The organism is Agromyces sp. H17E-10 (assembly GCF_022919715.1).
Taxonomy (GTDB): Bacteria; Actinomycetota; Actinomycetes; order Actinomycetales; family Microbacteriaceae; genus Agromyces.
Genome location: NZ_CP095042.1, coordinates 3,983,789 through 4,007,897, shown reverse-complemented (window position 1 = coordinate 4,007,897; position 24,109 = coordinate 3,983,789). Strand labels below are relative to the sequence as shown.

Annotated in this window: 22 protein-coding genes; 12 read left to right on the top strand and 10 right to left on the bottom strand. The window is 67.8% G+C overall.

Annotation, left to right across the window (positions count from 1 at the left end):
* Nucleotides 1-46 precede the first annotated feature (46 nt).
* The 4 genes from MUN74_RS18105 to MUN74_RS18090 form a co-directional block, all read right to left on the bottom strand.
* Nucleotides 47-886, bottom strand: a complete 840-nt coding sequence (locus tag MUN74_RS18105; RefSeq protein WP_244853998.1) for an ABC transporter permease — start codon at nt 884-886, stop codon at nt 47-49.
* Nucleotides 887-960: 74 nt separating this feature from the next.
* Nucleotides 961-1,932 (bottom strand): ABC transporter permease, encoded by a 972-nt coding sequence (locus MUN74_RS18100; protein WP_244853997.1) that lies wholly within the window; start codon nt 1,930-1,932, stop codon nt 961-963.
* The gene (locus tag MUN74_RS18095; RefSeq protein ID WP_244853996.1) at nt 1,925-3,109 is read right to left on the bottom strand and encodes a polyamine ABC transporter substrate-binding protein; all 1,185 of its coding nucleotides are present in this window, start codon (nt 3,107-3,109) and stop codon (nt 1,925-1,927) included. The genes MUN74_RS18100 and MUN74_RS18095 overlap by 8 nt, the downstream gene beginning before the upstream one ends.
* Before the next feature lie 27 nt (nt 3,110-3,136).
* Nucleotides 3,137-4,303, bottom strand: a complete 1,167-nt coding sequence (locus MUN74_RS18090; protein ID WP_244853995.1) for an ABC transporter ATP-binding protein — start codon at nt 4,301-4,303, stop codon at nt 3,137-3,139.
* 202 nt (nt 4,304-4,505) lie between these two features.
* Here MUN74_RS18090 and MUN74_RS18085 point away from each other — a divergent pair, with 202 nt between their 5' ends.
* The 6 genes from MUN74_RS18085 to MUN74_RS18060 all read left to right on the top strand — a co-directional run bounded on the left by MUN74_RS18085 (nt 4,506) and on the right by MUN74_RS18060 (nt 11,720).
* Nucleotides 4,506-5,936 (top strand): PucR family transcriptional regulator, encoded by a 1,431-nt coding sequence (locus MUN74_RS18085; RefSeq protein ID WP_244853994.1) that lies wholly within the window; start codon nt 4,506-4,508, stop codon nt 5,934-5,936.
* A gap of 121 nt (nt 5,937-6,057) precedes the next feature.
* A complete protein-coding gene (locus MUN74_RS18080) occupies nt 6,058-7,266 on the top strand; it encodes a sensor histidine kinase (protein WP_244853993.1) in 1,209 nt (402 codons plus the stop codon).
* Nucleotides 7,263-7,922, top strand: a complete 660-nt coding sequence (locus MUN74_RS18075; protein ID WP_244853992.1) for a response regulator transcription factor — start codon at nt 7,263-7,265, stop codon at nt 7,920-7,922. Before MUN74_RS18080 ends, MUN74_RS18075 begins: the two co-directional genes overlap by 4 nt.
* Before the next feature lie 98 nt (nt 7,923-8,020).
* Nucleotides 8,021-9,706 (top strand): MDR family MFS transporter, encoded by a 1,686-nt coding sequence (locus MUN74_RS18070; protein ID WP_244853991.1) that lies wholly within the window; start codon nt 8,021-8,023, stop codon nt 9,704-9,706.
* Nucleotides 9,703-10,422, top strand: coding sequence for an ABC transporter ATP-binding protein (locus MUN74_RS18065; protein WP_244853990.1), 720 nt, complete (start codon nt 9,703-9,705; stop codon nt 10,420-10,422). Before MUN74_RS18070 ends, MUN74_RS18065 begins: the two co-directional genes overlap by 4 nt.
* Nucleotides 10,423-10,439: 17 nt before the next feature.
* Nucleotides 10,440-11,720 (top strand): ABC transporter permease, encoded by a 1,281-nt coding sequence (locus tag MUN74_RS18060; RefSeq protein ID WP_244853989.1) that lies wholly within the window; start codon nt 10,440-10,442, stop codon nt 11,718-11,720.
* Nucleotides 11,721-11,786: 66 nt separating this feature from the next.
* On the opposite strand, the gene MUN74_RS18055 is transcribed toward MUN74_RS18060, so the two are convergent.
* Together MUN74_RS18055 and MUN74_RS18050 are read right to left on the bottom strand one after the other, a co-directional pair.
* Nucleotides 11,787-12,887: an endonuclease/exonuclease/phosphatase family protein gene (locus MUN74_RS18055; protein WP_370647318.1), complete on the bottom strand. Its 1,101-nt coding sequence runs from the start codon at nt 12,885-12,887 to the stop codon at nt 11,787-11,789.
* Nucleotides 12,888-13,172: 285 nt separating this feature from the next.
* A complete protein-coding gene (locus MUN74_RS18050; protein WP_244853987.1) occupies nt 13,173-13,805 on the bottom strand; it encodes a GntR family transcriptional regulator in 633 nt (210 codons plus the stop codon).
* Between the two features lie 144 nt (nt 13,806-13,949).
* Between MUN74_RS18050 and MUN74_RS18045 the strand changes: the two genes are divergently transcribed.
* Genes MUN74_RS18045 through MUN74_RS18020 form a run of 6 tightly spaced genes read left to right on the top strand, consistent with a single transcriptional unit; the run spans nt 13,950 to nt 19,283 of the window.
* Complete coding sequence (locus MUN74_RS18045) at nt 13,950-14,627, top strand: ECF transporter S component (protein WP_244853986.1); 678 nt, start codon at nt 13,950-13,952, stop codon at nt 14,625-14,627.
* Nucleotides 14,624-16,132, top strand: a complete 1,509-nt coding sequence (locus MUN74_RS18040; protein WP_244853985.1) for an ABC transporter ATP-binding protein — start codon at nt 14,624-14,626, stop codon at nt 16,130-16,132. The genes MUN74_RS18045 and MUN74_RS18040 overlap by 4 nt, the downstream gene beginning before the upstream one ends.
* Nucleotides 16,081-16,902, top strand: coding sequence for an energy-coupling factor transporter transmembrane component T family protein (locus MUN74_RS18035; RefSeq protein ID WP_370647317.1), 822 nt, complete (start codon nt 16,081-16,083; stop codon nt 16,900-16,902). Before MUN74_RS18040 ends, MUN74_RS18035 begins: the two co-directional genes overlap by 52 nt.
* Nucleotides 16,889-17,470, top strand: coding sequence for a nucleoside/nucleotide kinase family protein (locus MUN74_RS18030; protein WP_244853984.1), 582 nt, complete (start codon nt 16,889-16,891; stop codon nt 17,468-17,470). The genes MUN74_RS18035 and MUN74_RS18030 overlap by 14 nt, the downstream gene beginning before the upstream one ends.
* Nucleotides 17,467-18,414, top strand: a complete 948-nt coding sequence (locus MUN74_RS18025; RefSeq protein WP_244853983.1) for an ABC transporter substrate-binding protein — start codon at nt 17,467-17,469, stop codon at nt 18,412-18,414. The genes MUN74_RS18030 and MUN74_RS18025 overlap by 4 nt, the downstream gene beginning before the upstream one ends.
* A complete protein-coding gene (locus MUN74_RS18020; protein ID WP_244853982.1) occupies nt 18,411-19,283 on the top strand; it encodes a sulfurtransferase in 873 nt (290 codons plus the stop codon). Before MUN74_RS18025 ends, MUN74_RS18020 begins: the two co-directional genes overlap by 4 nt.
* A 94-nt stretch (nt 19,284-19,377) precedes the next feature.
* On the opposite strand, the gene MUN74_RS18015 is transcribed toward MUN74_RS18020, so the two are convergent.
* Genes MUN74_RS18015 through MUN74_RS18000 form a run of 4 tightly spaced genes read right to left on the bottom strand, consistent with a single transcriptional unit; the run spans nt 19,378 to nt 24,054 of the window.
* Entirely contained in the window at nt 19,378-20,496 is a 1,119-nt protein-coding gene (locus MUN74_RS18015) for a class II histone deacetylase (protein ID WP_244853981.1), read from the bottom strand.
* A complete protein-coding gene (locus tag MUN74_RS18010; RefSeq protein ID WP_244853980.1) occupies nt 20,493-21,557 on the bottom strand; it encodes an ABC transporter permease in 1,065 nt (354 codons plus the stop codon). The genes MUN74_RS18015 and MUN74_RS18010 overlap by 4 nt, the downstream gene beginning before the upstream one ends.
* Nucleotides 21,554-23,065, bottom strand: coding sequence for an ATP-binding cassette domain-containing protein (locus tag MUN74_RS18005; protein ID WP_244853979.1), 1,512 nt, complete (start codon nt 23,063-23,065; stop codon nt 21,554-21,556). Before MUN74_RS18005 ends, MUN74_RS18010 begins: the two co-directional genes overlap by 4 nt.
* Nucleotides 23,062-24,054 carry a sugar ABC transporter substrate-binding protein gene (locus MUN74_RS18000; RefSeq protein ID WP_244853978.1) on the bottom strand — a complete coding sequence of 331 codons (993 nt, stop codon included), beginning with the start codon at nt 24,052-24,054 and terminating at the stop codon, nt 23,062-23,064. Before MUN74_RS18000 ends, MUN74_RS18005 begins: the two co-directional genes overlap by 4 nt.
* Between the last annotated feature and the right edge of the window lie 55 nt (nt 24,055-24,109).

The window sequence follows — 24,109 nt, the reverse complement described above, 5'->3', positions numbered from 1 at the left end:
GACCTGCGACGGGTAATCGGTGGCCGTTCGGTGCGGTGCGTGCCGGTCAGCCGCCGCTCATGGTGCGGGCGATGTCGGCGGCCGAGTCGCCGGCGCGGCGCAGCACGTAGGCCACGAGGCCGAGCGCGATGAGCGTGAGCACGAGCATGATCGTCGAGACGGCGGCGATCTCGGGGCGCAGGCCGCTGCGCAGGGCGCTCAGCACGTACACGGGCCACGGCGTGGTGCCCGACACCTGCACAAACGCGGCGATGACGGTGTTGTCGAGGCTCAGCGTGAACGACAGCAGGAAGCCGGCGAGCACGGCGGGCATCGCGAGGGGCAGGGTCACCCGGCGGAACGTGTTGAACGGTTTCGCGTAGAGGTCAGCGGAGGCCTCCTCGAGCTGGGCGTCCTGGCCGACGAGTCGGGCGCGCACGAGGTACGAGACGACCGCGACCGAGAACAGCGAGTGGCCGATCACGAGGCGGACGATGCCGTCGTTGAAGATCGCGAGGCCGAGGTCTTGGCCGAGGAACACCATCCACGGCAGCAGTGCGACGGCGTCGACGATCTCCGGGGTCACCGACACGAGCAGCAGCAGCCCGAGGAACCACCAGACCCACTTGCCGGGATGCCTCGCCATCGCGATGCCGGCGAGCGTGCCGAGCAGCGTCGCCACGATCGCGGCGATGAAGCCGGTCTGCACCGAGATCACGACCGCGTCGCGGATGGCGGGCTTCGAGGCGATCGCGAGGAACGCGTCGAAGCCGAACGACTGCCATGAGACGAGGAGCCGGCCGACGTTGAACGACGAGAGGACGATCACGACGATGGGCGCGAACAGGAACGCGAACACCGCGACGCCCCACACGTTGAGCACGATGTCGGACCACGGACGGCGCACCCTGTGCTGTGGTGCTTCGCCTGGAACCTCACGCAGCCGTTCGGCCTGTGGTGATGCTTGGGTCTGTTGGGCGCTCATGCTGAGACCTCCTCGATCGCTGGTTCGGCGCGGAGCGCTGCGACGGCCCTGGTTACGGGGTGCGGGACTTCAATCTCTGCCGCGTCGCCGATCACGAGCCGGTTGCGGGCGCGGAAGGGCAGCGTGACGAGCCACACGACGAGCGCGCCGACGGCGACCGTGAGCATGATCACGAGGATGAGCAGCACCGCCATCGCGGAGCCCAGGGCCCAGTTCTGCGCGGTCTGGAACTGGCTCGCGACGAGCTGGCCGACCATGTTGCCCTTCGCGCCGCCGAGCACGGTCGCGGTGATGTAGTCGCCCATGAGCGGGATGAACACGAGCAGCACGCCCGCAACGACCCCGGGCCGGGCGAGCGGCAGGGTGATGCGGAAGAACGTCGTCCACTTGCCGGCCCCGAGGTCCTTCGACGCCTCGCGGAGCGGCCCGCCGACGCGGTCGAACGCGACGTACAGCGGCAGGATCATGAGCGGCAGGTAGTTGTAGACGACGCCCAGCAGCACGGCGCCGCGCGTGTACAGGATGTCGAGCGGCCCGCCGATGAGGCCGAGCTGCTGCAGGCTCGTCGACAGCCAGCCCTCGGGGGCGAGGATGACCTGCCAGCCGATCGTGCGCACGAGGAAGTTCGTCCAGAACGGCACCATCACGAGCGCGACGAGCAGGCCACGTCGGGCGGGCGATGCCTTGACGGCCATCCAGTAGGCGACCGGGAGGCCGACGACGAGGCACAGCAGGGTTCCCGCGACTCCGACCCACAGCGTGTTCTGGAAGGTGGCGAAGAACGTCGGCGACATCGCCTCGGCGTAGCGGTCGAACGACAGCACGTCGTTCGCGTGCGTGCCGAAAATGCCGGGCTTGTAGCCGAAGCTGAACCAGATCACCATCGCGACCGGCGCGACGAAGAAGACCAGCAGCCAGGCCCACGCGGGGATCGCAAGCGCGGCGCCGGCTCCGAACTTCTTACTCACCCGCGGCCGCCTTTGTCTTGTTCCAGATGTCCACGATGCGGGCCTGCGCCTCGGTGACTTCGCCCTCGCTCATCGTCTCGATCTGCTCGGGCGTGAGGAACACGAGGTCGAGCCTCGGCAGTTCGGCCGCTCGAGCGGCCTCCTCGATACCGGCGACGCCCGTGTGGTAACCGACGTAGTCGAGCTCGGCGAGCGAATTTTCGGGGTCGAGCACGTAGTTGATGAAGGCGTGCGCGGCCTCGGGGTTCGGGGCGCCCGTCGGGATGGCCCAGTTGTCCATCCAGATCTCCGTGGTGGGCGAGCCGAGCACCCACTGCCAGCGGTCGGGGTCGCTCGATTCGAGGATGCCTATGCGGGCGTCGCCGTTCCACGCCTGCAGCAGCGCCTGGGTCGCCTGCGGGATGGCCGCGCCGCCCGGATAGGAGTCGAACGCCGACACGTGCGGAGCGAGCGTGTTCACGAGGTACTCCTCGGCGGCGTCGAGCTCGGCCGGGTCGGTCGTGGTCCAGTCGATGCCGTTCGCCCAGAAGTAGAGACCGGTCTGCGAGGCCGGGTCGTCGAGGAGCGAGGTCTTGCCGCTCGCCTCGTTCTGCGCGGCGTCGAGGAAGTCGTTCCAGTCCTTGAGCTCACGCGTGATGACGGTCTTGTCGTAGACGAATCCGGTCGTGCCCCAGTCCTTGCAGATGGTGTACTCGTTCTCGGGGTCCCACGCGCGGCCGATGAACGCTGGGTCCATGTGCTCGAGGTTCGGGATCAGGTCATGGTTGAGCTTCTGCAGCAGGCCGTTCTCGACCATCTGCGGAATGTAGATGCCGGTCGGAACCACGATGTCGAAGCCGCCGGTGCCCTTGGCTGCGACGAGCTTCGAGATCATCTCCTCGTTCGAGCTGACCGACGACAGCGTGATCTTCGGGCCGAACTCCGCCGTGAACGCCTCGAGCACGTCGGGGTCGTCGTAGTCGCCCCACGTGTAGATGGACAGCTCGCTCTCGAGCGGGCCGCCCGTGGCGACCGGCGCGCCCTGGGTGCCGCCGCCCGTCGAGCAGGCCGCGAGGAAGCCCGTCGCGCCGGCGGCCGCGGCGAAGCTCAGGAACCGGCGGCGGTTGAGCTCGTGGCCGATGATCTTCGCGGCGCTCTCGTGCGCGAGGATGCGGACGGTGGGGATCGAGTCAGTCATCTGAGCCTCCTGGTGTGATGTCGTTGTTCAGGCGGTCGGCGGGGCGACGTAGCCGCCCGCGCTCGCCGCATCGTCGGCGGGGAACAGCAGCACGCTCTCGGCGCGCCACGAGCACTCGACGGGATCTCCGACGGTGAGGTTCGGCGCCTCGGGGGTGGGGCGGCGCACGATGAGGCTCTGGTCGTCGCCGAGCCGCACCAGGTACTGCATCGTCTCGCCGAGGTGCGAGACCCCGAGCAGCGTGCCGCGTGCGAGGTTGACCTCGCTCGAGGCATCCGGCCGTGCCGCGGCGATCTCGACGAACTCGGGCCGCACCGCGGCCTGGCCGTTCGCGAGCCCGGCGAGCTCGGCCGTCGCACCGCGCACGAGCGCGTACGTCGACGCGACGGCGGCACCGCCCTCGGCGACCTCGCCGCCGAAGAAGTTCTGCTGGCCGACGAACGCGGCGACGTACGCCGAGGCGGGCCGGGCGTAGACGGTGTCGGCATCGGCCAGCTGCTCGATGCGGCCGTCGCGCATGATCGCGATGCGGTCGCTCATCGAGAGCGCCTCGCCCTGGTCGTGGGTGACGAACACGAACGTGATGCCGAGCCGCGACTGCAGGAGCTTGAGCTCGAGCTGCATCTCCTCGCGCAGCTGCCGGTCGAGCGCGCCGAGGGGCTCGTCGAGGAGCAGCACCGAGGGGCGGTTCACGAGGGCACGGGCGAGCGCGATGCGCTGCTGCTGGCCACCCGAGAGCTGGGTCGGCTTGCGGTCGGCGAAGCGGCGCATCTGCACGAGGTCGAGCGCCTCGACGACACGGTCGCGCACCTCGGACTTGAGGGTGCGGCGCTGCTGGAGGCCGTAGGCGACGTTCTCCGCGACCGACATGTGCGGGAACAGCGCGTACGCCTGGAACACCGTGTTCACGTCGCGGCGGTAGGGCGGCACACCGAGCACCGAGCGACCCGAGACGCGAATGTCGCCGACGTCGGGCTGCTCGAAGCCGGCGATCATGCGCAGCGTCGTGGTCTTGCCGCACCCCGACGGCCCGAGCAGCGAGATGAACTCGCCCGCCTCGATCGTGAGCGACATCCCGTCGACAGCGGTGGAGGTGCCGTACCGCTTCGTGACAGCGTCGACGACGACCATGCCCGGTGCCTCACCGCCGGTGGGAGTGGTCGGTGTGGACTCGATCGTGGCTGCGCTGGTCATCGTTCGGTCGGCGACCTGTGGTGCGGGTGCGGGGCCCCCCGGGCCTCCGCCGGGCACGACTGTGCGCGTCATCGTCCATCTCCTTTGATGTCGTCGCGATGACCGGATCCGGCCTCGCGTCGTCCACACTACGAATTCCGCGGGGCAAGGCATACTGTACGAGCTGCTAGAGTCACACCACTTTCCATACGAAAGGTGAAACATGCCGTCGACTTTCACGATCGCCGACCTGGTCAGCGATCCGACGCTGGACACGCGAGTGCTGAGCGGTGCCGAAGGTGCCGATCGCACTGTGTTGTGGGCGCATTCCTGCGAGATGGCGAATCCGGACAAGTGGCTCGGACCGCACGAGCTGCTGATGACGATCGGCCTCTGCATCCCGAAGGGTGCCCAGCGCCAGCGTGACTTCATCGCCCGGCTCGACGACGCGGGGCTCGCCGGCATCGCGGTCGGCGATGACGGGCTCGCCCCGCGCCTCACGAAGGCGATGCTCGCCGAAGCCGCCGCCCGACGTTTCCCCGTCCTCACGACCGGACCGCACACCCCATTCGCAGCGATCGGGCGAACCGTCGCGGCCGCAAACGCGGAGCGGCAGACCATGGGGGTTCTCAGACTCGCCAAGCTCTACCAGGTCGCAGGCCTGCGGCACCACGACCAGCGACGCTCCGCGGACGATCTCGGCGAGATACTCGGCGTTCGTCTCACGGTCGTCGACGATGCGACCGGCTGCGTGCTCATCGGCCGCGGTCTCCTCGGCCCTGCCGGCTCGCGGGCCTATGCACTGCGCACGCATCGCCCGACGCATCTCTTGATCGATGCCGACGCACCGCTTGACAGCCTCACCCTGGTTCATCTTGCGCAGATCCTCGCGGTCGACGCGACTGTGGCTGCGCAGCAGGCGATGGCGCGAATCGACGCCGGCGTCGCAGCGCTCGAGCGGGCTCTGGAAGGACGACAGGACTCCCGCGCCGAGCTCCGGCGCCTCTGGGCGAGCGACTCCGGCGCATTCCGTGCGATCGCGACTACCTGCGCGATACCACTGCGACTGCAGATGGCTCTGGCGATCGCAGGCCTCTCGACCGCGGCGATCGATACCGATGGACGGATCCTCATCATCGCCCCGGCGCACGAGATTGATGGAGTGCGAAGGATCGTGGAGGAGCTCTGCCCCGAGTCGGGTGTATCAGCCGAACATCGCGATCTCGGAGACGTATCCGGAGCCATCGCGGAGGCCACGGCGGAACACGCGGAGGTGTGGGGCCGAGGCTCACACTGGCGCGAGTTCCGCGGTGAGCGAGTCTCCCTCGTCTCCCGCTCACGATCCGAAGCCGCCCAGATCGTGGCGACCGTCCTCGGGCCACTATCGGGAGACGAACCACGTTACGTCGCCCTGCGCGAGACACTGTTCGAGTTCCTCGAGAACGACCTCCACTGGAACCGTACTGCCGCTGCCCTCGGCATGCATCGGCAGGGGCTCGTCTACCGTCTGAATCAGGTCGAGGCGATCACCGGGCGGAGCGTTCGCCGAACGAAGGATCTCTCCGAACTCTGGCTCGCCCGTACGGCCTGGCGCCAATTCCGGCAGGCTGGAGTCCAAGAGCCCGAACATTCCGCGCCGAATCGGGCAGTGTGATGCGCGTCCGGCGTGCCTGTTATCGTGAGCACATCCCGTCGCACCACCCCTAAGAATCAGCAGGCGCGGAGTACTGCGATGGACTGATTCGCTCGCATGTCGAAGCATGCAGACTGGGGAGATGGTCTCCTCCTCCGACGAGATGCACGATCCCTCCGATCCCCGTCCACGGTTGCCGGTGTGGGTCGGCGACGTCATCGCCGGGGCACTGGTCGTCGCAGCCACATTCGCGCCGGTGCCCGGCGAGCCGTATGCGATGCCCAGCCTCGTGACACTCACCGCGACAGGGATCGCCGCACTCGTCTTGCCGCTCAGGAGGCGATGGCCGGTCCCTGTCCTCGCGGCCTGCATCGCGCTCTACGGCGTCGTGGCGCTCGACGGAGTCCTCTCGTCTGGTGTCGGTCTCGCGGTGGCGATCGCGATGTTCGGGGTGACGAACCGGTCATCGCGCCGCAGCGGTCTGATCGTCATGGCGTGTGCGCTCGCCGCGGTCGTACTAGTCAGCATTCCGGCGACGATCGGCAGCCCCTTCGAACCACGCGTGTTCCAAGTCGCGTTCCTCGTCGCGGCAGCGGCCGCGGCCGGCGACGCCACCCGCTCCCGGCGGCAGTACATCCGTGCCATCACAGAACGTGCCGAACGCGCGGAGCGGACGCGGGAAGCCGAAGCCCAGCGACGCGTGAGCGAGGAGCGTCTCAAGATCGCGCGCGACCTGCACGACGCCGTTGCCCACCAGATCGCCGTCATCAGTCTGAACGCCGGCGTCGCGTCGACGACGATCGAGTCGAAGCCCGAACGGGCGAAAGCCGCCCTCTCGACAATTCGGAGTGCCGCGCGGACGGTGCTCGGGGAGATCGGCGACCTGCTCGCCGTCCTGCGCACCGAAGACGATCGGAAGACCGGCACGGCTCCCCAGCCGAGCCTCGCACGGGTCGACGAACTCGTCGGGCAGTTCGCGGCGGTCGGGCTCGACGTCAACGTCCGGATCGAAGGCGACCTCTCCCGCGTCGCAGGAACGGTCGACAGCGTCGGATACCGGGTGGTGCAAGAAGCGCTGACGAACGCACACAAGCACGGTGCGGAGCATCGCGCCCATGTCCTGATACGCGCCGGAGAGCGTGACGTCGAGCTCGTCGTCACGAACCCGATGACGAATCGGGCATCGCCGCAGCGCCCTTCAGCCGATGCGGAGTCCGTCGGCGCGGGACTCGGATTGATCGGATTGCGCGAGCGAGTCGCCGCGGTCCGCGGCAGTATTGAAATCGGCGCCGGCCTGGGGGGCTGGCGACTCGCCGCACGACTCCCCTTCGAAGAGGAGGATCGCCCGTGATCCGCGTGCTCGTCGTCGATGACCAAACCCTCATCCGCCAGGCCGTCGTCGACATCCTCAGCGACGAGCCCGATATCACGGTGGTCGGCGAGGCGGCCGACGGCAACGAAGCCGTGACGAAGAGCAGCGAACTACGGCCCGATGTCGTCCTGATGGACATCCGAATGCCGTCGCTCGATGGAATCGCATCGTCGGCAGCCATCACTGATGACAAGCGCCTCGGCGCGACGCGGGTGCTGATCCTCACGACGTTCGAGGAGGACGAGTACGTCGTCGCGGCGCTCAGGGCGGGAGCGAGCGGCTTCATCGGGAAGGGCGCCGAACCCGACGAGCTCGTGCGCGCAGTGCGCGCGATCCACGCCGGCGATGCCCTGCTCTCCCCCGCGGCCACCAAAGCGCTCATCGCCCGCCACCTCAAGCCCGAAGTCGTGCTGCAGCAGCATCCGGCACTCGACCAGCTCACCGACCGCGAGCGCGAAGTCCTGCTGCTGGTGGCCAAGGGCCAGTCGAATCAAGACATCGCCGGTGGACTGTTCATCTCTCCGCACACCGCCAAGACGCATGTCAACCGCATCATGTCGAAACTTCTCGCCCATGATCGCGCGCAGCTCGTGATCATCGCGTACGAGTCGGGTCTGCTCACTCCCGGGACTTGACGGCGTCATCCGCGCGCCGCCTGCGGAGTACCGCGAGCGCGGTACACGACAGTCCGCGCTGAGGGGACGCGCTCGCAATCTCGACTGGCAAGCATCGAATGGTGACTCGTTCCAGTACTCTCGCCCCTGCCGACGGCGCCACCGCGGCGTCGGGCAAGCGCCACATCGGCGCGGTCTTCGCAGGGCTGCTCGTCGCCATGCTCCTGTCCTCCCTTGATCAGACGATCTTCTCGACCGCCCTGCCCACGATCGTGGGCGAGCTCGACGGCGTGAACCACATGCTGTGGGTGACCACGGCCTACCTCGTCACCGCGACCATCATGATGCCGATCTACGGAAAACTCGGCGACCTCATCGGCCGCAAGGGCTTGTTCATCGGCGCCCTGGCGATCTTCGTCTTTGGCTCGGTGATCGGCGGACTCGCCCCCGACATGACCTGGCTGATCATCGCCCGCGCGGTCCAGGGCATCGGAGGAGGCGGCCTCATGATCCTTGCTCAGGCCATCATCGCCGACGTCGTCCCGGTTCGCGAACGATCGAAGTACATGGGCTTCATGGGCGCGGTGTTCGGCATCTCCAGCGTCGCCGGCCCCCTCCTGGGCGGATGGTTCACCGAAGGTGTCGGGTGGCGCTGGGCGTTCTGGATCAACATCCCCCTCGGCCTCGCCGCTATCCTGCTCGCGGCCATCTATCTCCGCCTGCCCAAGCACGATACGAAGGTGCGCTTCGACATCTGGGGCACGTTCACGATGGCGATCGCCGTCACCTCGATCATCCTGATCGCCTCGTGGGGCGGAGTCGAGTACGACTGGAGCTCGCCCACCATCCTGGCGCTCATCGTGGTGGCCGCAGTCTTCAGCGGGGCATTCGTCTTCGCCGAGCACAAGGCCGCTGAGCCGCTCATCCCGCTCCGACTTTTCAAGAGCCGCAACTTCGTCCTGGCGACCATCGCCGGGCTCATCATCGGCATCACCATGTTCGGCACCCTCGCCTACCTGCCGACCTACCTCCAGATGGTCACAGGGGTCAATGCCACCGAGTCCGGCCTGCTCATGGTGGCGATGGTGGTCGGGCTCATGACCACGGCGATCCTCACCGGACAGCTCGCCGCCAGGACCGGCCGCTACAAGTGGATGCCGATCGCGAGCATGGGCGTCATCGGGGTCGCACTCGCGCTGATGTCGACGCTCACCGTGACCACTCCTCTCTGGCTTCTGCTCTGCTACCTGTTCCTGCTTGGAGCGGGTGTCGGGCTGGCGATGCAGATCCTCGTTCTCGTAGTGCAGAACTCGTTCCCGGACAGCCAGGTCGGCACCGCCACCGCTGCGAACAACTTCTTCCGCGAGATCGGCGCTTCACTCGGCGCAGCGCTCGTCGGCGCCTTGTTCACCTCGCGCCTCACCGACCTTCTCAGCGAGAGAGCGCCGGCCGGTGGTGCCGGGGATCTGAACTCGTTCACGCCCGCCGCCGTGAACGAACTGCCCGATCCGATCCGCGACCTGATCGTCGGGGCATACAACGACGCCCTGACGCCGGTATTCGCAATGCTCATCCCCCTCGCCGCAGTCGGTCTGATCGTCGTCCTCTTCATCAAGGAAGTACCCTTCCGATCGACGATCGAGGCTACGGCGGACGGGCAACAGGATGAGCTGGGAGCGGCCGCGTCACTGTCGAATGCCCCGGTCGCCGGGGCTGAGGCGGCCGCACGCGTTCTGGAAAACTCCACACAGAATCTCGCCAACAGCATGCGCGCCGGCGCCGACCGACAGGAGCGAAAGTCATGACCGCCGACGCAACGCGCACGAAGGCCCCACTGATCCGGGCCGTCGACGTGCACAAGACGTACGGGCGAGGACAGACCGGGTTCGAGGCCTTGAAGGGGGTCGGCTTCGAGATCCAGGAGGGTGAATCCATTGCGATCCTCGGCAAGAGCGGCTCTGGCAAGTCCACCCTCATGCACACGCTCGCCCTGCTCGACGCACCGACCTCCGGCACGATCGAGCTGGCGGGCGTCGACACCCGAACCCTGAAGGGTCAGCGTCTGAACCGCACCCGGAACAAGACGTTCGGATTCGTCTTCCAGCAGTTCTTCCTCGTGCCGAACAGCTCGGTGCTCGACAACGTCACCCTCCCGCTCAAGATCGCCGGGGTCGGCGCAGCCGAACGCCGACGGCTCGGCCTTGCCGTCTTGGATGAACTCGGCTTGGCCGACAAGGCCAAGAACAAAGCGGTGAATCTCTCCGGCGGCCAGAAGCAGCGCGTCGTCATCGCCCGTGCTCTCGTCAACAACCCGCGGATCATCTTCGCCGACGAACCGACGGGCAACCTCGACTCAAAGACCGGCGCGGTGGTCGAGGACATCTTGTTCGACCTCAACCGCGAGCACGGCATCACCCTCATCGTCGTCACCCACGATGACGACCTCGCCGCGCGCTGCGACCGCCGCCTCCGAATCACCGACGGGCAGTTGATCGACGACACCGTGGACGCCGCCGCATGAAAACGCCAGACCTGATCGTGTCAGCGATCACCAACACGTTCCGATCGAAGACCCGCACATTGCTCACGATCCTCTCGATCTTCATCGGCGCCTTCACGTTGAGCATTACGAGCGGCCTCGGCACCGGTATCAACGCGTACATCGCCGACACCGTTTCGGGGGTCGGCGCATCCAATGCGATGACGGTCACGAAGGCGAGCGAGAGCGCGGGTGACCCGTTCGCCGGCGATGGCGGACCCGCGGAATACGACCGGGATGCCGTCGCCACCGGCATCCCCGGAACGACCGTGATCGCACTCACTACCGACGACATCACGACGATCGCCGGCATCGATGGAGTCGTGAGCGTCGACGCGCAGCGCAACCTCACGCCCGACTTCGTGCAGTTCGCCGACGGCGCGAAGTACGTCGCGTCCGTCGGGAGCCTCGTCGCAGGGCAGACGACACTCCTCACAGAGGGGGTTCAACCCGACGATGACAGTGCAGACGCCCAGGTCGCGATTCCGCACGCATACGTGGTACCCCTCGGGTTCGCCGACGACCAAGCGGCACTCGGCCAGACGGTGACCATCGGCATCACCGATGCGCTCCGCGCGGAGCACCGAATCGAGGCGACCGTCGTCGGCGTGACGGAGGAAGCCCTGGCTTCACCCACGGGCTCAAGCCTGCTGACGAACGCGGCACTGAACGACGCGCTCTTCGACGCGCAATCGACGGGCCTTCCCGAGGACGAGGCCGACCGCTACTCCCAGGCGACGGTCTGGTTCGATCCCGGCGCCGACGCAGACCAGATCGACGCGCTGAAGCAGCGCCTCGCGGCAGAAGGGTTCACGGGAACGACCGTCGCCGACCAACTCGGTATGGTCACGAGCGTGATCGACGGCATCGTCCTCGTGCTGAACGCGTTCGCGATCATCGCCCTCCTCGCTGCCGCTTTTGGAATCGTGAACACGCTCTACATGTCCGTCCAGGAACGAACGCGGGAGATCGGACTCATGAAGGCGATGGGGATGGGCAGCGGCAAGGTCTTCGGTCTCTTCAGCCTCGAGGCCACGTTCATCGGCTTCCTCGGCAGCGCGATCGGGGTCCTTGTCGCGATGGGTGCGGGCACCGCGCTCAGCGCCGTGCTCGCCGACTCTCTACTCGCCGACCTCCCGGGGCTGACGCTGATCGCATTCGATCCCACCTCGATCCTCTCGATCATCCTGCTCGTCATGGGTATCGCGTTCCTCGCCGGCACGCTTCCGGCGGCTCGAGCAGCGCGGGCCGACCCCGTGGACTCGCTTCGCTACGAATAGCACCGACGTCGGGCGCTCGAGACTCGATCTTGGGCGCCCGACGAGGATGTGTACTTCCGGTCGTGATCAGCCTCGCGGCGTGATCCGGAAGGTGCTCAGCACACCCTTGTGGTCGGTCGGCCACACCCAGGACGGCTCCCAGAACATGTCTCGCCCGGACTCCTCGACACGCTGACTGCGCACGATCGACGACGAGGGACCGACGATCATAGAGTCCCTCAGGTGGATCCGACGGTCCGGGAAGTAGAAGATGAAGTCAATCCGATCGCGTTCGTCGGCCTTCGGCGTCCAGGTGAGCTTGCTCGGATCGGCCCCGAGGTTGTCGCTCGGCCACGTGAAGCCAGGCGACCGGACCGGGTCGGGGAAGATCTCACGATAGCTGTCCCGGAATCCGGCATCCTCGATCGACTTGGTCGTGGACCACTCGGTCACGACGCCGTTGTGATCGAAGAGGTTCCGAGTGCGTCGGGTCCAGTCCCGGTGCGAGGGTTCATTGAAGTCGCCACCCAGCACCGTGAGGCGCCCCTTGCGACGCTCGCGCGCGGCATCGATGAGCACGGTTCTCGTGACTTCCGTGCGCCCCGAGGCGGCGTTGATGCGTTCGATCAACGCCAGGTCCGTGATCGGCCCGGTCGGGATCTCGTCCCAGCCGTACTCCGAGGTCTCGAGGGGCTCGGGGGTGCCGCCACCGTAGCCGCGCGGCAGGTAGTTCGCGTAATAGCGGTACTCCAGGTGTCCCGAGTACACCGCGACCTCAGCGCCACCGACCGAGATAACCGCTTTCGACCAGAACGGGAATTGCGCGCTATCGATGATCGGGCAGCGCGAGATCACCGACGGGTCGCCCGGGCTGCCGTTGTCGGAATAGGTCAGGCCGCGGGATGCGAGGTCGGCGATGATCCCCCGCACGAGTTCTGGGTCGGACTCGCTGAGCGTGACGACATCGGGCTTCACGTTCGCGATCGTGTCGACGATGCCGTTCCGCCCGCCGGGTACCTCGGTGCCTCCGAGCCACGTGTTGAACTGCAGCACACGCAGTGATCGGTGCGGCGATGCGCCGAGGCCGCTTGGCACGGCTCCTTCCGCCGCCTGGGCGGGCGTGGCGCCCAATGCGGCGGCACCGACCGCCAACCCGAGTAGTCCGAGTGCTTCTCGACGTTTGAGCATTTCTCTCCTCAATCACTTCTCGGACGCGCTGAAATGCGCGCCGCTGTACACCAACGGCCCGGAGACCTTTTCGGCGCTTCCTGACTTCGCGGGTCAGAGTATCGGCGTTTAGACCACACGGTCCAGTACCGAGACCAGAACGGTCTGTGAACAGACCGATACCGACTACTGGTTCGAAGAATTGTGCCGAGGCACACGACAACCGAGCACACCACACCGCCGCGCACGGCGCGATCACCGAACGTTGTTGATTAGAGCCGTGAAACCGCGCCGAGACGAGCGTGTTCAGGCGCCGCCGACACGACGCCGCGCGAAACTCTCCAGGCGCTCTCGCTTGGTGCGATCGAGGTGGGCGGCCATGGCTGCCCCGGCAGCCTCGGCATCGCGGTCTCGGATCGCGGCGAGCACTATCGAGTGCTCGGCGAGCGCCTCGGCGAGATCGTCGCGATGATCCGACTCGCGGTCGAAGATGCGCAGTCGGGCAACGAGCCCACGCAAGATCGCCTCGAGCGTGGTGTTCTGCGATGCTCCCCAGAGCAGTTCGTGCCAAGCCGAGTTCCGCGCTCGGGCGATCGCTGGGTCGCCTGCCGCCTCGGCCTCGCGGTGCAGCTGCGTCAACTCGGCGAGCTGAAGTTCGGTACGACCGACCGCGGCTGCGGCGGCCGCCGTCTGCTCGAGCACGCTCCGCACCTCGTAGATCTCGATCACGTCCTGCGGGGTTCCGGAGTTCACCTGGAAGCCGCGCACCGCACGCACGATCAGCCCTTCCTGCTCGAGCCGCGCGAGCGCCTCGCGAACTGGCGTGCGCGACACCCCGTACAGGGTCGCGAGTCGACCCTCGACGAGGAGCGAGTCGGCGGCGAAGGTGCCGTTCACGAGGTCGGTTCGCAATCGTACGTAAAGCGATGCCCGTTCCATTGTGTCGCCTCCGTGTACGTCTGCCTTGCCACTGTATACACAATCTACATGCGCCGACACAAACGTGCACCGATCGACGCCCTCGTCAATACTTGCGTGCACGACCTCCCGGCTCGCGCCGGCGCCTTTGAAGGAGCACCTCCCATGACCCGTTCGAGCACGAACGAAACCACGACCGCCGTCGAGCCCGCGGTCGGCTCGCGCCTTCGGTGGCGAGTCATCGACGTCGTCGTCGCGAGCGTGCTGGCCGTGGCATCCGGCCTCGTGTTCGTCCTGTGGAACATCGCGTCGAACCCGATCAGCGCCCCGTTGGGTGCCGTGGTACCCGGACTGCAGGCGGTCGTGGGCGGCGGCTGGCTGTTCGCGGGGGTGCTCACCGCACTCGTCGTGCGTAAGCCCGGAGCGGCGCTCTTCGGCGAACTCGTCGCCGCGGTGGTCTCGGCACTCGTCGGAAACCAGTGGGGCGTCCTCACACTGGAGTCTGGACTCGTGCAGGGGCTCGGCGCCGAGCTCGTGTTCGCGCTCTTCCTCTACCGCCGGTGGAACCTGCCGATGGCGCTGCTCGCGGGCGCCGCAAGCGGCCTGATGCTCGCAGTCAACGACCTCATCCTCTGGTACCCGGGGTCCTCCACCGCGTTCAGCTGGATCTACATCGTCGCGGCTGTCGTCTCGGGCGCAGCGCTCGCCGGCCTGCTCTCGTGGCTGGCCGTACGCGGCCTCGCTGCCACCGGCGCTCTGAACCGTTTCGCGGCCGGCCGTGAAGCACGCGCCCGCAGCGGCGGAGCGCGGACCAGCGCGGCCGATGCCGCAGCCGCACGATGACCGTGTCGAACACCGTTCCCGGCGCCCGGATCGACATCGAAGGCTGGGGCTGGCAGCACGCGGGGCGCGAGAGCTGGGCAGTACGAGATCTCGATCTCGTCGTCGAGCCCGGCGAGCGAGTGCTGCTGCTCGGCCCATCAGGTGCCGGCAAATCGACCCTGCTGCACGCGCTCGGCGGCGTGCTCGGCGGCGCCGACGAGGGTACAGCGCGAGGTCGTCTCACGGTCGACGGTGGTCGTCCGGACGACCGGCGCGATCGCATCGGAATGGTCCTACAGGATCCCGATTCGCAGGTGATCCTCTCGCGGATCGGCGACGATGTGGCGTTCGGGCTCGAGAACTTGCGGGTGCCTCGCGAGGGAATCTGGGCTCGGGTTCGACACGCCTTGGATGCTGTCGGACTGCGCTCCGCCGTCGACACCGAAAGCGCGTATCTCTCGGGCGGCCAGAAGCAACGGCTCGCTCTCGCCGGCGTGATCGCGATGCACCCGGGCCTCATCCTCCTCGACGAGCCAACCGCGAACCTCGACCCGGCCGGGGTGCGCGAGGTCCGGGACGCCGTTGCCGAAGTCGCCGGCTCGACGGGGGCGACGCTCGTCGTCATCGAACACCGCACCGAGGTCTGGCTTCCCGTGGTGGACCGCGTCGTCGTGCTCGGCGCCGACGGCCGTCTCGCCGCCGACGGCCCGCCCGACACGGTCATCGCAGCCGAGCGGCAGCGTCTTCTCGAAGACGGCGTCTGGGTACCGGACGCGTCCGCACCAGTGCTCGAGCGTCACCGCAACTCCGCCGAAGGCGCACTCCTCACCGCCGCGGCGCTCGTGACCGCCGCTCCCGATGCGACCGGCACACCGGTGCAACACGACTTCTCGGTCTCGCGCGGAAAGGTCGTTGCGATCACGGGACCGAACGGAGCCGGCAAGTCCACGCTCGCCCTCGCCCTCGGCGGGCTGCGCGCGCCGATCTCAGGTTCACTGATCGGATCGCCCGGGTTCGCGCCCGACGCCCGCCGCACGGAGCCGATCCGCTGGCGGTCGCGCGAACTGCTCACGCGCATCGGCAGCGTCTTCCAGGATCCCGAGCATCAGTTCCTCGCTACGAGCGTGCGCGATGAGCTGGCAGTCGGGCCTCGCGCGCTCGGGCTCCCAGCCGACGAGATCGCGCGACGCACTGATGAACTGCTGGTCAGGCTGCGACTCGACCATCTCGCTGACGTCAACCCCTTCACCCTGTCGGGTGGTGAGAAGCGCCGCCTCTCGGTGGGCACGGTCCTCGCGAGTCGCCCCGAGCTGATCATCCTCGACGAACCCACCTTCGGCCAAGACCGCCGCACGTGGGAGGAACTCGTCCGACTCATCGCGGAGATCGTCGACGGCGGCACCGCGGTCGTCGCGGTGACCCACGATGAACTGTTCATCGAAATGCTCGCCGATGATCGCATCGAACTCGCAGCGTGGCGTGGGGATACCCCTTCCGAGGCATACCCACAAGTCGAGGCGGCCTGATGAACTCGTTCCGCCTCGATGTTCCACACGCGAATCCGGTGGCGCGGCTGCTCGCCGCGCTCGCCATCGCGATCGCGCTCGTCTTCAGCGTCGACTGGGTGTCCGCCCTCACCGCGCTCGTGCTCGAGTCCCTGCTCTTCCTGCAATCGGAGGTCCCGGTCGTCCGAATCGTCCGACGCAGCCTGCCCATCGTCGTGGCCGCCCTCCTCACCGGCCTCACGATTCTCCTCTACGGCCAGCCGAGCGGCCGGGTGCACGTCGAGGCGTTGCTCGTCACCGTCAGCGACGGCTCGATCGAGCTCGCGGCCGCGACCGTGCTGCGCGTCCTCGCGATCGGCCTACCCTCGGTGCTGTTCTTCACCGACATGGATCCAACCGACCTGGCTGACGGGCTCGCGCAGATCCTGCGGCTTCCGTCGCGCTTCGTGATCGGCGCCCTGGCCGGATTCCGCCTTGTCGGCCTGCTGCGGCATGACTGGGCCTACCTCGGCTACGCGCGCCGTGCTCGCGGCGTGGCCGACCACGGACGCGTTCGTCGGACCGCGGGCCAGGCGTTCGCACTGCTCGTCTTCGCCGTACGACGCGGTGCCAAGCTCGCGACCGCGATGGAGGCTCGCGGGTTCGGCGCCCATGCGACTCGCACGTGGGCGAGGCCTTCCGTCATGCGCGGATCCGACTATGTGCTCATCGCGCTGTGCCTCGCCATCGGCCTGGTGTCTGTCGCTTTCGCCGTGAGCACGGGAGCATGGAACTTCATTGGAGCTCACTGACCTCGCACAGGCACTCGACGGCCCGCGCGCAACCGTGCTGATCGACGGCCGCTCCGGCGCCGGCAAGAGCACGCTCGCCACGCAGCTCGGTGCGCTTCGGCCGGCGCACATCGTGCGTCTCGACGACATCTATCCCGGCTGGGACGGGCTCGACTGGGCGAGCGACCACGTGCGCCGGAACCTCCTGGGCCCGCGGGCCATCGGGCGGCCAGCCCGATGGCGCCAGTGGGACTGGAATGCCGGCGAGCCCGCCGGCTGGCACGAGGTGCCCGGCGAGCTTCCGCTGATCCTCGAGGGGGTCGGCTCCCTCACAGCTGCGACACGGCGCCTCGCGACGCTCACCGTCTGGGTCGAGGCCGACGACGAGGTCCGGCGCTCTCGGGCGCTGGCCAGAGACGGTGAGCTCTACGTTCCGTACTGGCGCCGCTGGGCCGAGCAGGAGGCCACATTCATCGCTCGACATCGCCCGTCCAGCCTCGCCGATGTCCTCGCCACTCCCCTTCCTGCCGGCTTCTCGCTCCGGCCCTCCCCCGCATCCATCCAGAAGCCCCCAGGAGCCACCCCGTGATCACCCGCCTCAGCCTCGTGCTCGAGTACTTCCACCCCTGGCCGAACTCGGCCGGCTTCTATGCCGCACGTACCGCCGGCTTCTACGAAGATGCAGGCATCGAGCTCGAGATTCGGACCGGCGATCCCGGGATCGGCGACAGCCTCGAACACGTTGCTCGAGGCGTCGCCGATCTGGCGGTGTTCCCGACGAACCGACTGCTGGCGCGCCGCGAGCGCGGGCAGCTCCTGTCGGCCATCGCCGCCGTGAACCAGCGCGGTCTCGAGACGGTCCGAACGCTCGAGAGCAGCGGCATCCGCTCGCTCGCCGATCTCGAGGGTCGCCGGCTCGCTCTGAACCCGACGCCCCGTGGGATCGCCATCGTGCGCGAACTCGTCGCGGCGGCCGGCGGCGACCCCGACGAGGTGGAGCTCCTCGACGTCGGTACGCGAGAACTCACCGCCGACGACCTCGAGGCCGGCATTGCCGACGCCACGTTCGGTTCGTACTGGGCCTGGGATGTCCTGCTCACAGAGCGGCCCGACCGACCTGAACGTGTGTGGCGGGTCGACGATGAACTCGGAATCCGGTACCACAGCTACCTCCTGGGGGGCGGCGTTTCGTTCGCCGGCCTGGACCCCGACTTGCGCGCACGGTTCCTCGACGCCACGGAGCGAGGGTTCCGCCGGGCGGCTGCCGATCAAGCCGCAACGGTCGACCTGCTCGAGACCGTGACCCCATACTTCGATCGCCGGGTGCTCGCCAAGTCGCTCGAACTCATCGCACCCACCTGGTTCGAGGAGGATCGCTGGGGCGACATCCGACCCGAGGCGATGCACGACTATGCAGCGTGGCTCGAGCGGGTGGGAATCCTCTCGGATGCGACGGTGTGGCCAAAGGCGATCGACGCGAAGGAACACCGATCCGCTCCAGTCGCGGCCGGATTCATCGGGGTCGAACGGTGAGCATCGGCCCGCTTATCACTGCCGGAGAACTTGCCGTCGAGCTGTCGGCCGGCCGGCCGGTGACCGTACTCGACGCGACACTGGTGCTCCGACGTCCGCGTCACGACGGCGACTTCGTCGCGGAAAGCGGCCGTGGCCGCTGGCTGGACGCCCACATCCCGGGTTCTCGGCACATCGCCGTCGACACCGACCTGTCGGTGCCGCATCCGACGCAGCACGATCATCATCCGGAGGCGGACGTACTGGCCTCGAACCTCGCCGCCGCAGGAATCGGTCCGGACACCTCCGTCGTCGCATACGACACGGTCGGCGGGCTGTGGGCCGCCCGCGTCTGGTACCTGCTCGACTGGATCGGCATCGATGTCCGCGTGCTCGATGGCGGCATCGCGGCCTGGCGCGATGCCGGGCTCCCGACGGCGACCGGTGAGGATGCTCCCGTCGCAACGCCGCGGGCTTCGTGGCAGGTGACGACGAAGCGCGAAGCGTGGGTGGACCGGGCCGAGATCGAGCTGCTCGTCGGTTGCGGCAACCTGGTCTGCGGCTTGCCGGAGGATGCGTTCCAGGGAACCGTGCCGACCCGCTATTCGCGACGCGGGCACATACCGGGCAGCACGAACGTCCCAGCACGGGCTCTCTCGGGCGACGACGGCCGCCTCTTGTCGCCCGGCGAAATCAGGGCACGTTACCTGGAAGCTGGTGTCGATCTCGACCGGGAAGTGCTGCTGTACTGCGGCGGCGGCATCTCCGCGACCGCCAACGCGCTCGCTCTCGCACATGCCGGCGTTCGCCACGTTCGCGTCTACGACGGGTCCCTCGAGGAGTGGAGCGCTGATCCGGCGCTACCGTTGGTAGTCGCGGCGAGCGCCTGACCGGCCGCCGGCCGAACTCGCGAGGCCCGGAAGTACCCGCCGCAGCCCGTGAGCAGGCGATGACCCGGGCCGCGGCGGGAGTCTCGTGCAGGCCTCAGACCACGAGGCCGAGCCTGCGGGCCAGCACCTCGGCCTCGGCGATGACGTCGTCCTGCCACGGCTTGAGCTGGTGCGCCGGCGAGTTCTCGAACGAGAAGGCGTACGGGTCGAGCACGCCTGTCTCGATACCGCTCATCGCCTCGAGCACCGCGAGTCCGCAGTAGGGGACGTAGACCGGCGAGTAGCCGCCCTCGTGCGAGAACACAATCCGCCCGTCGCAGACTTCCTCGGCGACGTCCACGAGGTTCTCGGCGATGGCCCGATAGGCGCTCGCCGTCACGGTCATCCCGCCGAGCGGATCGACGGCCGAGGCGTCGAACCCGCTCGCCACCATCACGAGCTGCGGCCGGAACGCGCGGAGCGCCGGGAGGACCACTCGCTGCAACGATGCCAGGTAGGCGCCGTTGCCGCTGCCGGCAGGGAGCGGAACGTTGATGGTCGTCCCCTCGGCGCGACCGACTCCCATCTCAGCTGCGCTCCCCGTGTTCTGCGGGAAGAGGAACTCCTGGTGGAGCGAGATCGCGAGAACATCAGGGTCGTCCTCGTAGATGTGCTGGGTGCCGTTGCCGTGGTGCACGTCGTAGTCGACGACGGCCACCCGCTCGACGCCGTACCGGGCGCGGGCGACTTCGATCGCGATCGGGATGTTCGCGAACAGGCAATAGCCCATACCCAGGTCGCGCTCCGCGTGGTGTCCCGGCGGTCGGACGAGCGCGTACGCGTTGTCGACGGAACCGCTCAGCACTGCTTCGGTCGCCGAAATGGTGCCACCGGCCGCGAGCATCGCGATCTCGTATCCGCCGCGCCCGAACGGAGACCAGCCGTCGCCGGCGTCGCCGAGTGGCAGGAGGCTCTGCGAGCGGATGTGCTCGACGTGGCGAGCGGTGTGCACGCGGAGCACGTCCTCTTCCGTGGCCGGTCGGGGCCGGATCGGAGTGAGTCGTTCGATGAGCCCGCTGACCTCGACGAGGCTGTTCAGCCGCGCCTTCGACTCGGGCGATTCGAAGTTGTGGAACGGCTGCACGGTCGGTCCGGGCGGGACGATGCCCGCGAACGTCCCGGTGTCGTGCCAGGCGTAGCGTTCGTGCCAGACGTATCCGGTGTTGCGGGTCATGCGCGTCCTCCGTGCGTGTTCGGGGTGAGTTCGTCATGGTTGGCTTGATCGTCGCCTGGCTCATCCGGCTGTCTCGAGATCGCTCGGCGCCCCCTCTGCGCCCAGGCACGCTTGACCATCCGCTGGATCGAGCTGTCGAGCGCGACGGCGACGACAAGGGTCGCACCGACGAGGATCGTCTGCACGAACGGCGACACCTGAAGGAACACGAGGCCGTTGCTCAGCACCTTGAAGAACAGCAGGCCGGCCACCACACCCGAGATCCGGCCCATGCCGCCCTCGAAGGCGACGCCACCGAGCAGCACGACGGTGAGCGCCTGGAGCTCCATTCCTGCGCCGATCACCGGGCTCGCGGACTGCACCTTCGCGGTGAGCATCACTCCGGCGATCGCGGCAGCCACGCCGGAGACGATGAACAGCTCGAACCTGCGCCGAACGACGTTGATGCCCATCAGGTGGGCGGCGCGCTCGTTGCCGCCGATGGCGAGGACCTCCTTGCCGAGGCGATGACGGCGCAGGAAGTACCCTCCGAGGGCAACGGTGAGCACGAGCAGGACGATCTGGATCGGCACCGGGCCGATGGTCGCCGTGCCGATCGCCCGGAACTCCTCGGGCAGGCTCGATCGCTGTACGGTCTTGCCCCCCGTGATCACCTGCGCGAAGCCACCCCAGATGCTCAGGAAGCCGAGGGTGATGACGATCGGATTCAGGCGCAGGTAGGCGATCAGGAATCCGTTGACCGCGCCGGCGAAGGCCCCGAGACCGATCGCGACGAAGATGCCGAGAATCGTGTTGCCCGTCGACGCCATCACGAGGGCGGCGGTGACGGCCGAAGCCGACGCGACCGAACCGACCGAGAGGTCGAGTGAGCCCGACATCACGAGGAATGCGAGCGGGACCACGATGATGCCGAGTTCTGCGGACTGCAGCAGGATGTTCTGCGCGTTCCCGAGGGTGAGGAAGTTCGGGTTGAGGATCGCGAAGAGGGCGATCAGGAGCAGCAGTGCGGCGAAGATCCCGTTCTTGGCGAAGAAGAGGGTCATCGAAGAGGAGAGTCTCATCGGGTCGGTCCTTCCGGTTGACGCGTCGGTGCGTCGGCGGCGAGCGCGAGCAGTGTGGTGAGTAGCTGCTCGTCGAAATCAGGAGTGCGGGTCACCTCGCGGGCAGCTCCCGCGAGCAGGACGTAGGCGCGATCGCAGAGGCTGGCGATCTCATCCGACTCGGCGGACGCGACCACCACCGTCGCCCCGGTCGCGGCCAGACGCCTGACGGCCCGCGCGATGTCGGCTTTGGCGCCGACGTCGACGCCTTGTGTCGGCTGTGCGAGCAGCAGGACGTCGGGCGTTCGCACGGACATCCACCGCGCCAGCAGGTGCTTCTGGCGGTTGCCGCCTGAGAACTCGTCGATGGGCTCCACTCCCCCGGGTCCGAGGATGCCGAGTTCGTGCCGAGCGGTCTCGTACGCCGTCGCCCCGTAACGCGGGTTGATCCACCAACTCCGCCCGAGCAGACCGTGCCACGGGAGGAAGACGTTCTCCGCGGCTCCCATCCCGGAAATGAGCCCGTCGCGTTCTCGGTCGGCGGGCACCAGGTGCACGCGGCGCCGCATCGCCTGGTGCGGACTGGCGATCCTCGTCTGCCGCCCTCGTAGCGTGAACGTCGCTCGCCCACGGACCCCGAAAACCCGTTCGACGAGGTCGAACTGTTCCCCGGCGGCCATCCCGAACAACCCGAGGACCTCGCCACGGTGCGCTGTGACGCGCTCAGAACCGAACGTCACCTCGAGGCTGGGTTCGCCGATGCGCGGCTCCTCCCACTCGGCGACGATGAGCCCCGGTGCCAGTGCTCGCGCCAGCCGCTGCGGCGTGAAGGACGCGGCCGACTCATCGGCGACGAGGCGACCGCCCGAGAGGATGAGGATCCGTTCGCAGACCGAGAGGATGTCGGGCAGCCGGTGCGAGACGTAGATGACGGTCGTGCCCGACTGAGCGAGGCGCCGGATGATCCGATGCAACGCGTCGGTCTCCTGCCGTCCGAGCGCCGCGGTCGGCTCGTCGAGCAGCAGCACCCGGATCTCCCGCCCCAGCAGACCGCGTGCGAGCCCGACCATCTGCCGCTCGCCGAGAGTCAGGCTGGCAACGGGCAGATCGAGACCGAACTCGGCACCGACGCGGCCGAGCGCTTCCTCGGCCACGCGTCGGCGGTCCGTCTTGTCCTTCCTCGCGGGCTGTGCGAGCCAGAGATTCTCGAACACCGTGAGGTTCGCGGCGAGCGCCGGCTCCTGGTACAGGATCGAGATGCCGAGCTCGGCGACATCGCGGGGCGTGCTGTCGGCGGGGACGTGCTCGCCGTCGAGGAGGAATGAGCCGGCGCTCGCCCTGATCACTCCGGCCAGCACGTTGAAGAGCGTGGACTTGCCGGCGCCGTTGTGACCGAGCAGACCCACGATCTCGCCGGGCCCGATCTGCGCGGAGACATCTGCCAGAGCCCGGGTGGCGCCGAAGTCGACGGTGACGTCGTTGAGCTCGAGGCGGAACGTCGACACGGGGGTGTCCTTGGTGCCGCTCATTGCCGGTCGACGTAGAAGTCCGCAGCGTTGTCCGCGGTGACCTTGGTGGACTCGATGACGATGTCGTCGGCAGCGTCGCCCTCCGCCGCGGAGATCAGCAGTTCGGCGTTGGCTTCGGCGAGCTGCTTCGCGGGCAGGATGTAGCTGAGCCGCCAGATCGAGTCGTCGATCGAGACGATGTCGAGGATCTCGTCGGTCGCGTCGAGCGCACCGAGGAGGTACGTGGGGTCGTCTTCGGCGACGCCCTGATCGGTGAGGTACTGGTACGCGCCCTGAAGTGGTTCAGAGGCCATTCCAAGCCAGATCTTCGTATCGGGTTCCGCGGCGAGCTGGGTCTGGGCGGCCGCATAGCCGTCGTCGAGGTTGATGACCGAGATCTCGTTGACGTCCACGTTCGCGCCGCTGTTCTTGAGCCCGTCCGCGATTCCTTCGCTGCGTTCCCGGCCGAGATCCGTGTCCCAATAGCCGAGGAGCGCCACAGGCTGCGCACCGCTGCCGTCAGCATTCTCCTTGATCCATTCGCCGGCCTCCTCGCCGAGGCGCACGCCGTCCTCATAGTTGTTGAGGAGAACACCGTACGAGATCCCGTCCCAGGTCGAGGCATATCCGAGGACCGGGATGCCTGCAGCCTGCGCCTTCTCGGACACGGCGACCATGGAGTCCGACTGCACGGGATAGCCCATGATCGCTTTCACGTCGCCTCGCTGGATCCAGTTCTCCCAGTCGTTGACCTGGGTCTGGATGTCCCAGGCCGGATCGTCGCTGAGGAACTCGTAACCGGCCTCGTTGATGATCGGTTCCATGATCGCCAGCTGGTCGACCCAGATCGGAATGTCGAGCCCGGCGAAGCTCATGGCGAGAGCGCCTTTGCTCGTATCGCTCGTGTCGTTCGAGCTTCCGACGGGTTCGGTGCTGCCGGTGCACGCCGTGAGCGCGAGCACGCCGGCCAGGCCGAGGAGGACGGCGGCTCTACGAGTGTTCGTCTGCATTTTGCACTCCTGAGGTTGCGGGGATCGGCGGGTTGTGCGCCGATGTGCAGCGAAC

Excerpts from the sequence above, each read along its gene's own strand:
- MUN74_RS18095 (WP_244853996.1), bottom strand. The coding sequence starts at position 3,109 with ATGACTGACTCGATCCCCACCGTCCGCATCCTCGCGCACGAGAGCGCC.
- MUN74_RS18090 (WP_244853995.1), bottom strand. The coding sequence starts at position 4,303 with ATGACCAGCGCAGCCACGATCGAGTCCACACCGACCACTCCCACCGGC.
- MUN74_RS18085 (WP_244853994.1), top strand. The coding sequence starts at position 4,506 with ATGCCGTCGACTTTCACGATCGCCGACCTGGTCAGCGATCCGACGCTG.
- MUN74_RS18080 (WP_244853993.1), top strand. The coding sequence starts at position 6,058 with ATGGTCTCCTCCTCCGACGAGATGCACGATCCCTCCGATCCCCGTCCA.
- MUN74_RS18070 (WP_244853991.1), top strand. The coding sequence starts at position 8,021 with ATGGTGACTCGTTCCAGTACTCTCGCCCCTGCCGACGGCGCCACCGCG.
- MUN74_RS18065 (WP_244853990.1), top strand. The coding sequence starts at position 9,703 with ATGACCGCCGACGCAACGCGCACGAAGGCCCCACTGATCCGGGCCGTC.
- MUN74_RS18055 (WP_370647318.1), bottom strand. The coding sequence starts at position 12,887 with ATGCTCAAACGTCGAGAAGCACTCGGACTACTCGGGTTGGCGGTCGGT.
- MUN74_RS18050 (WP_244853987.1), bottom strand. The coding sequence starts at position 13,805 with ATGGAACGGGCATCGCTTTACGTACGATTGCGAACCGACCTCGTGAAC.
- MUN74_RS18045 (WP_244853986.1), top strand. The coding sequence starts at position 13,950 with ATGACCCGTTCGAGCACGAACGAAACCACGACCGCCGTCGAGCCCGCG.
- MUN74_RS18040 (WP_244853985.1), top strand. The coding sequence starts at position 14,624 with ATGACCGTGTCGAACACCGTTCCCGGCGCCCGGATCGACATCGAAGGC.
- MUN74_RS18015 (WP_244853981.1), bottom strand. The coding sequence starts at position 20,496 with ATGACCCGCAACACCGGATACGTCTGGCACGAACGCTACGCCTGGCAC.
- MUN74_RS18010 (WP_244853980.1), bottom strand. The coding sequence starts at position 21,557 with ATGAGACTCTCCTCTTCGATGACCCTCTTCTTCGCCAAGAACGGGATC.
- MUN74_RS18005 (WP_244853979.1), bottom strand. The coding sequence starts at position 23,065 with ATGAGCGGCACCAAGGACACCCCCGTGTCGACGTTCCGCCTCGAGCTC.
- MUN74_RS18000 (WP_244853978.1), bottom strand. The coding sequence starts at position 24,054 with ATGCAGACGAACACTCGTAGAGCCGCCGTCCTCCTCGGCCTGGCCGGC.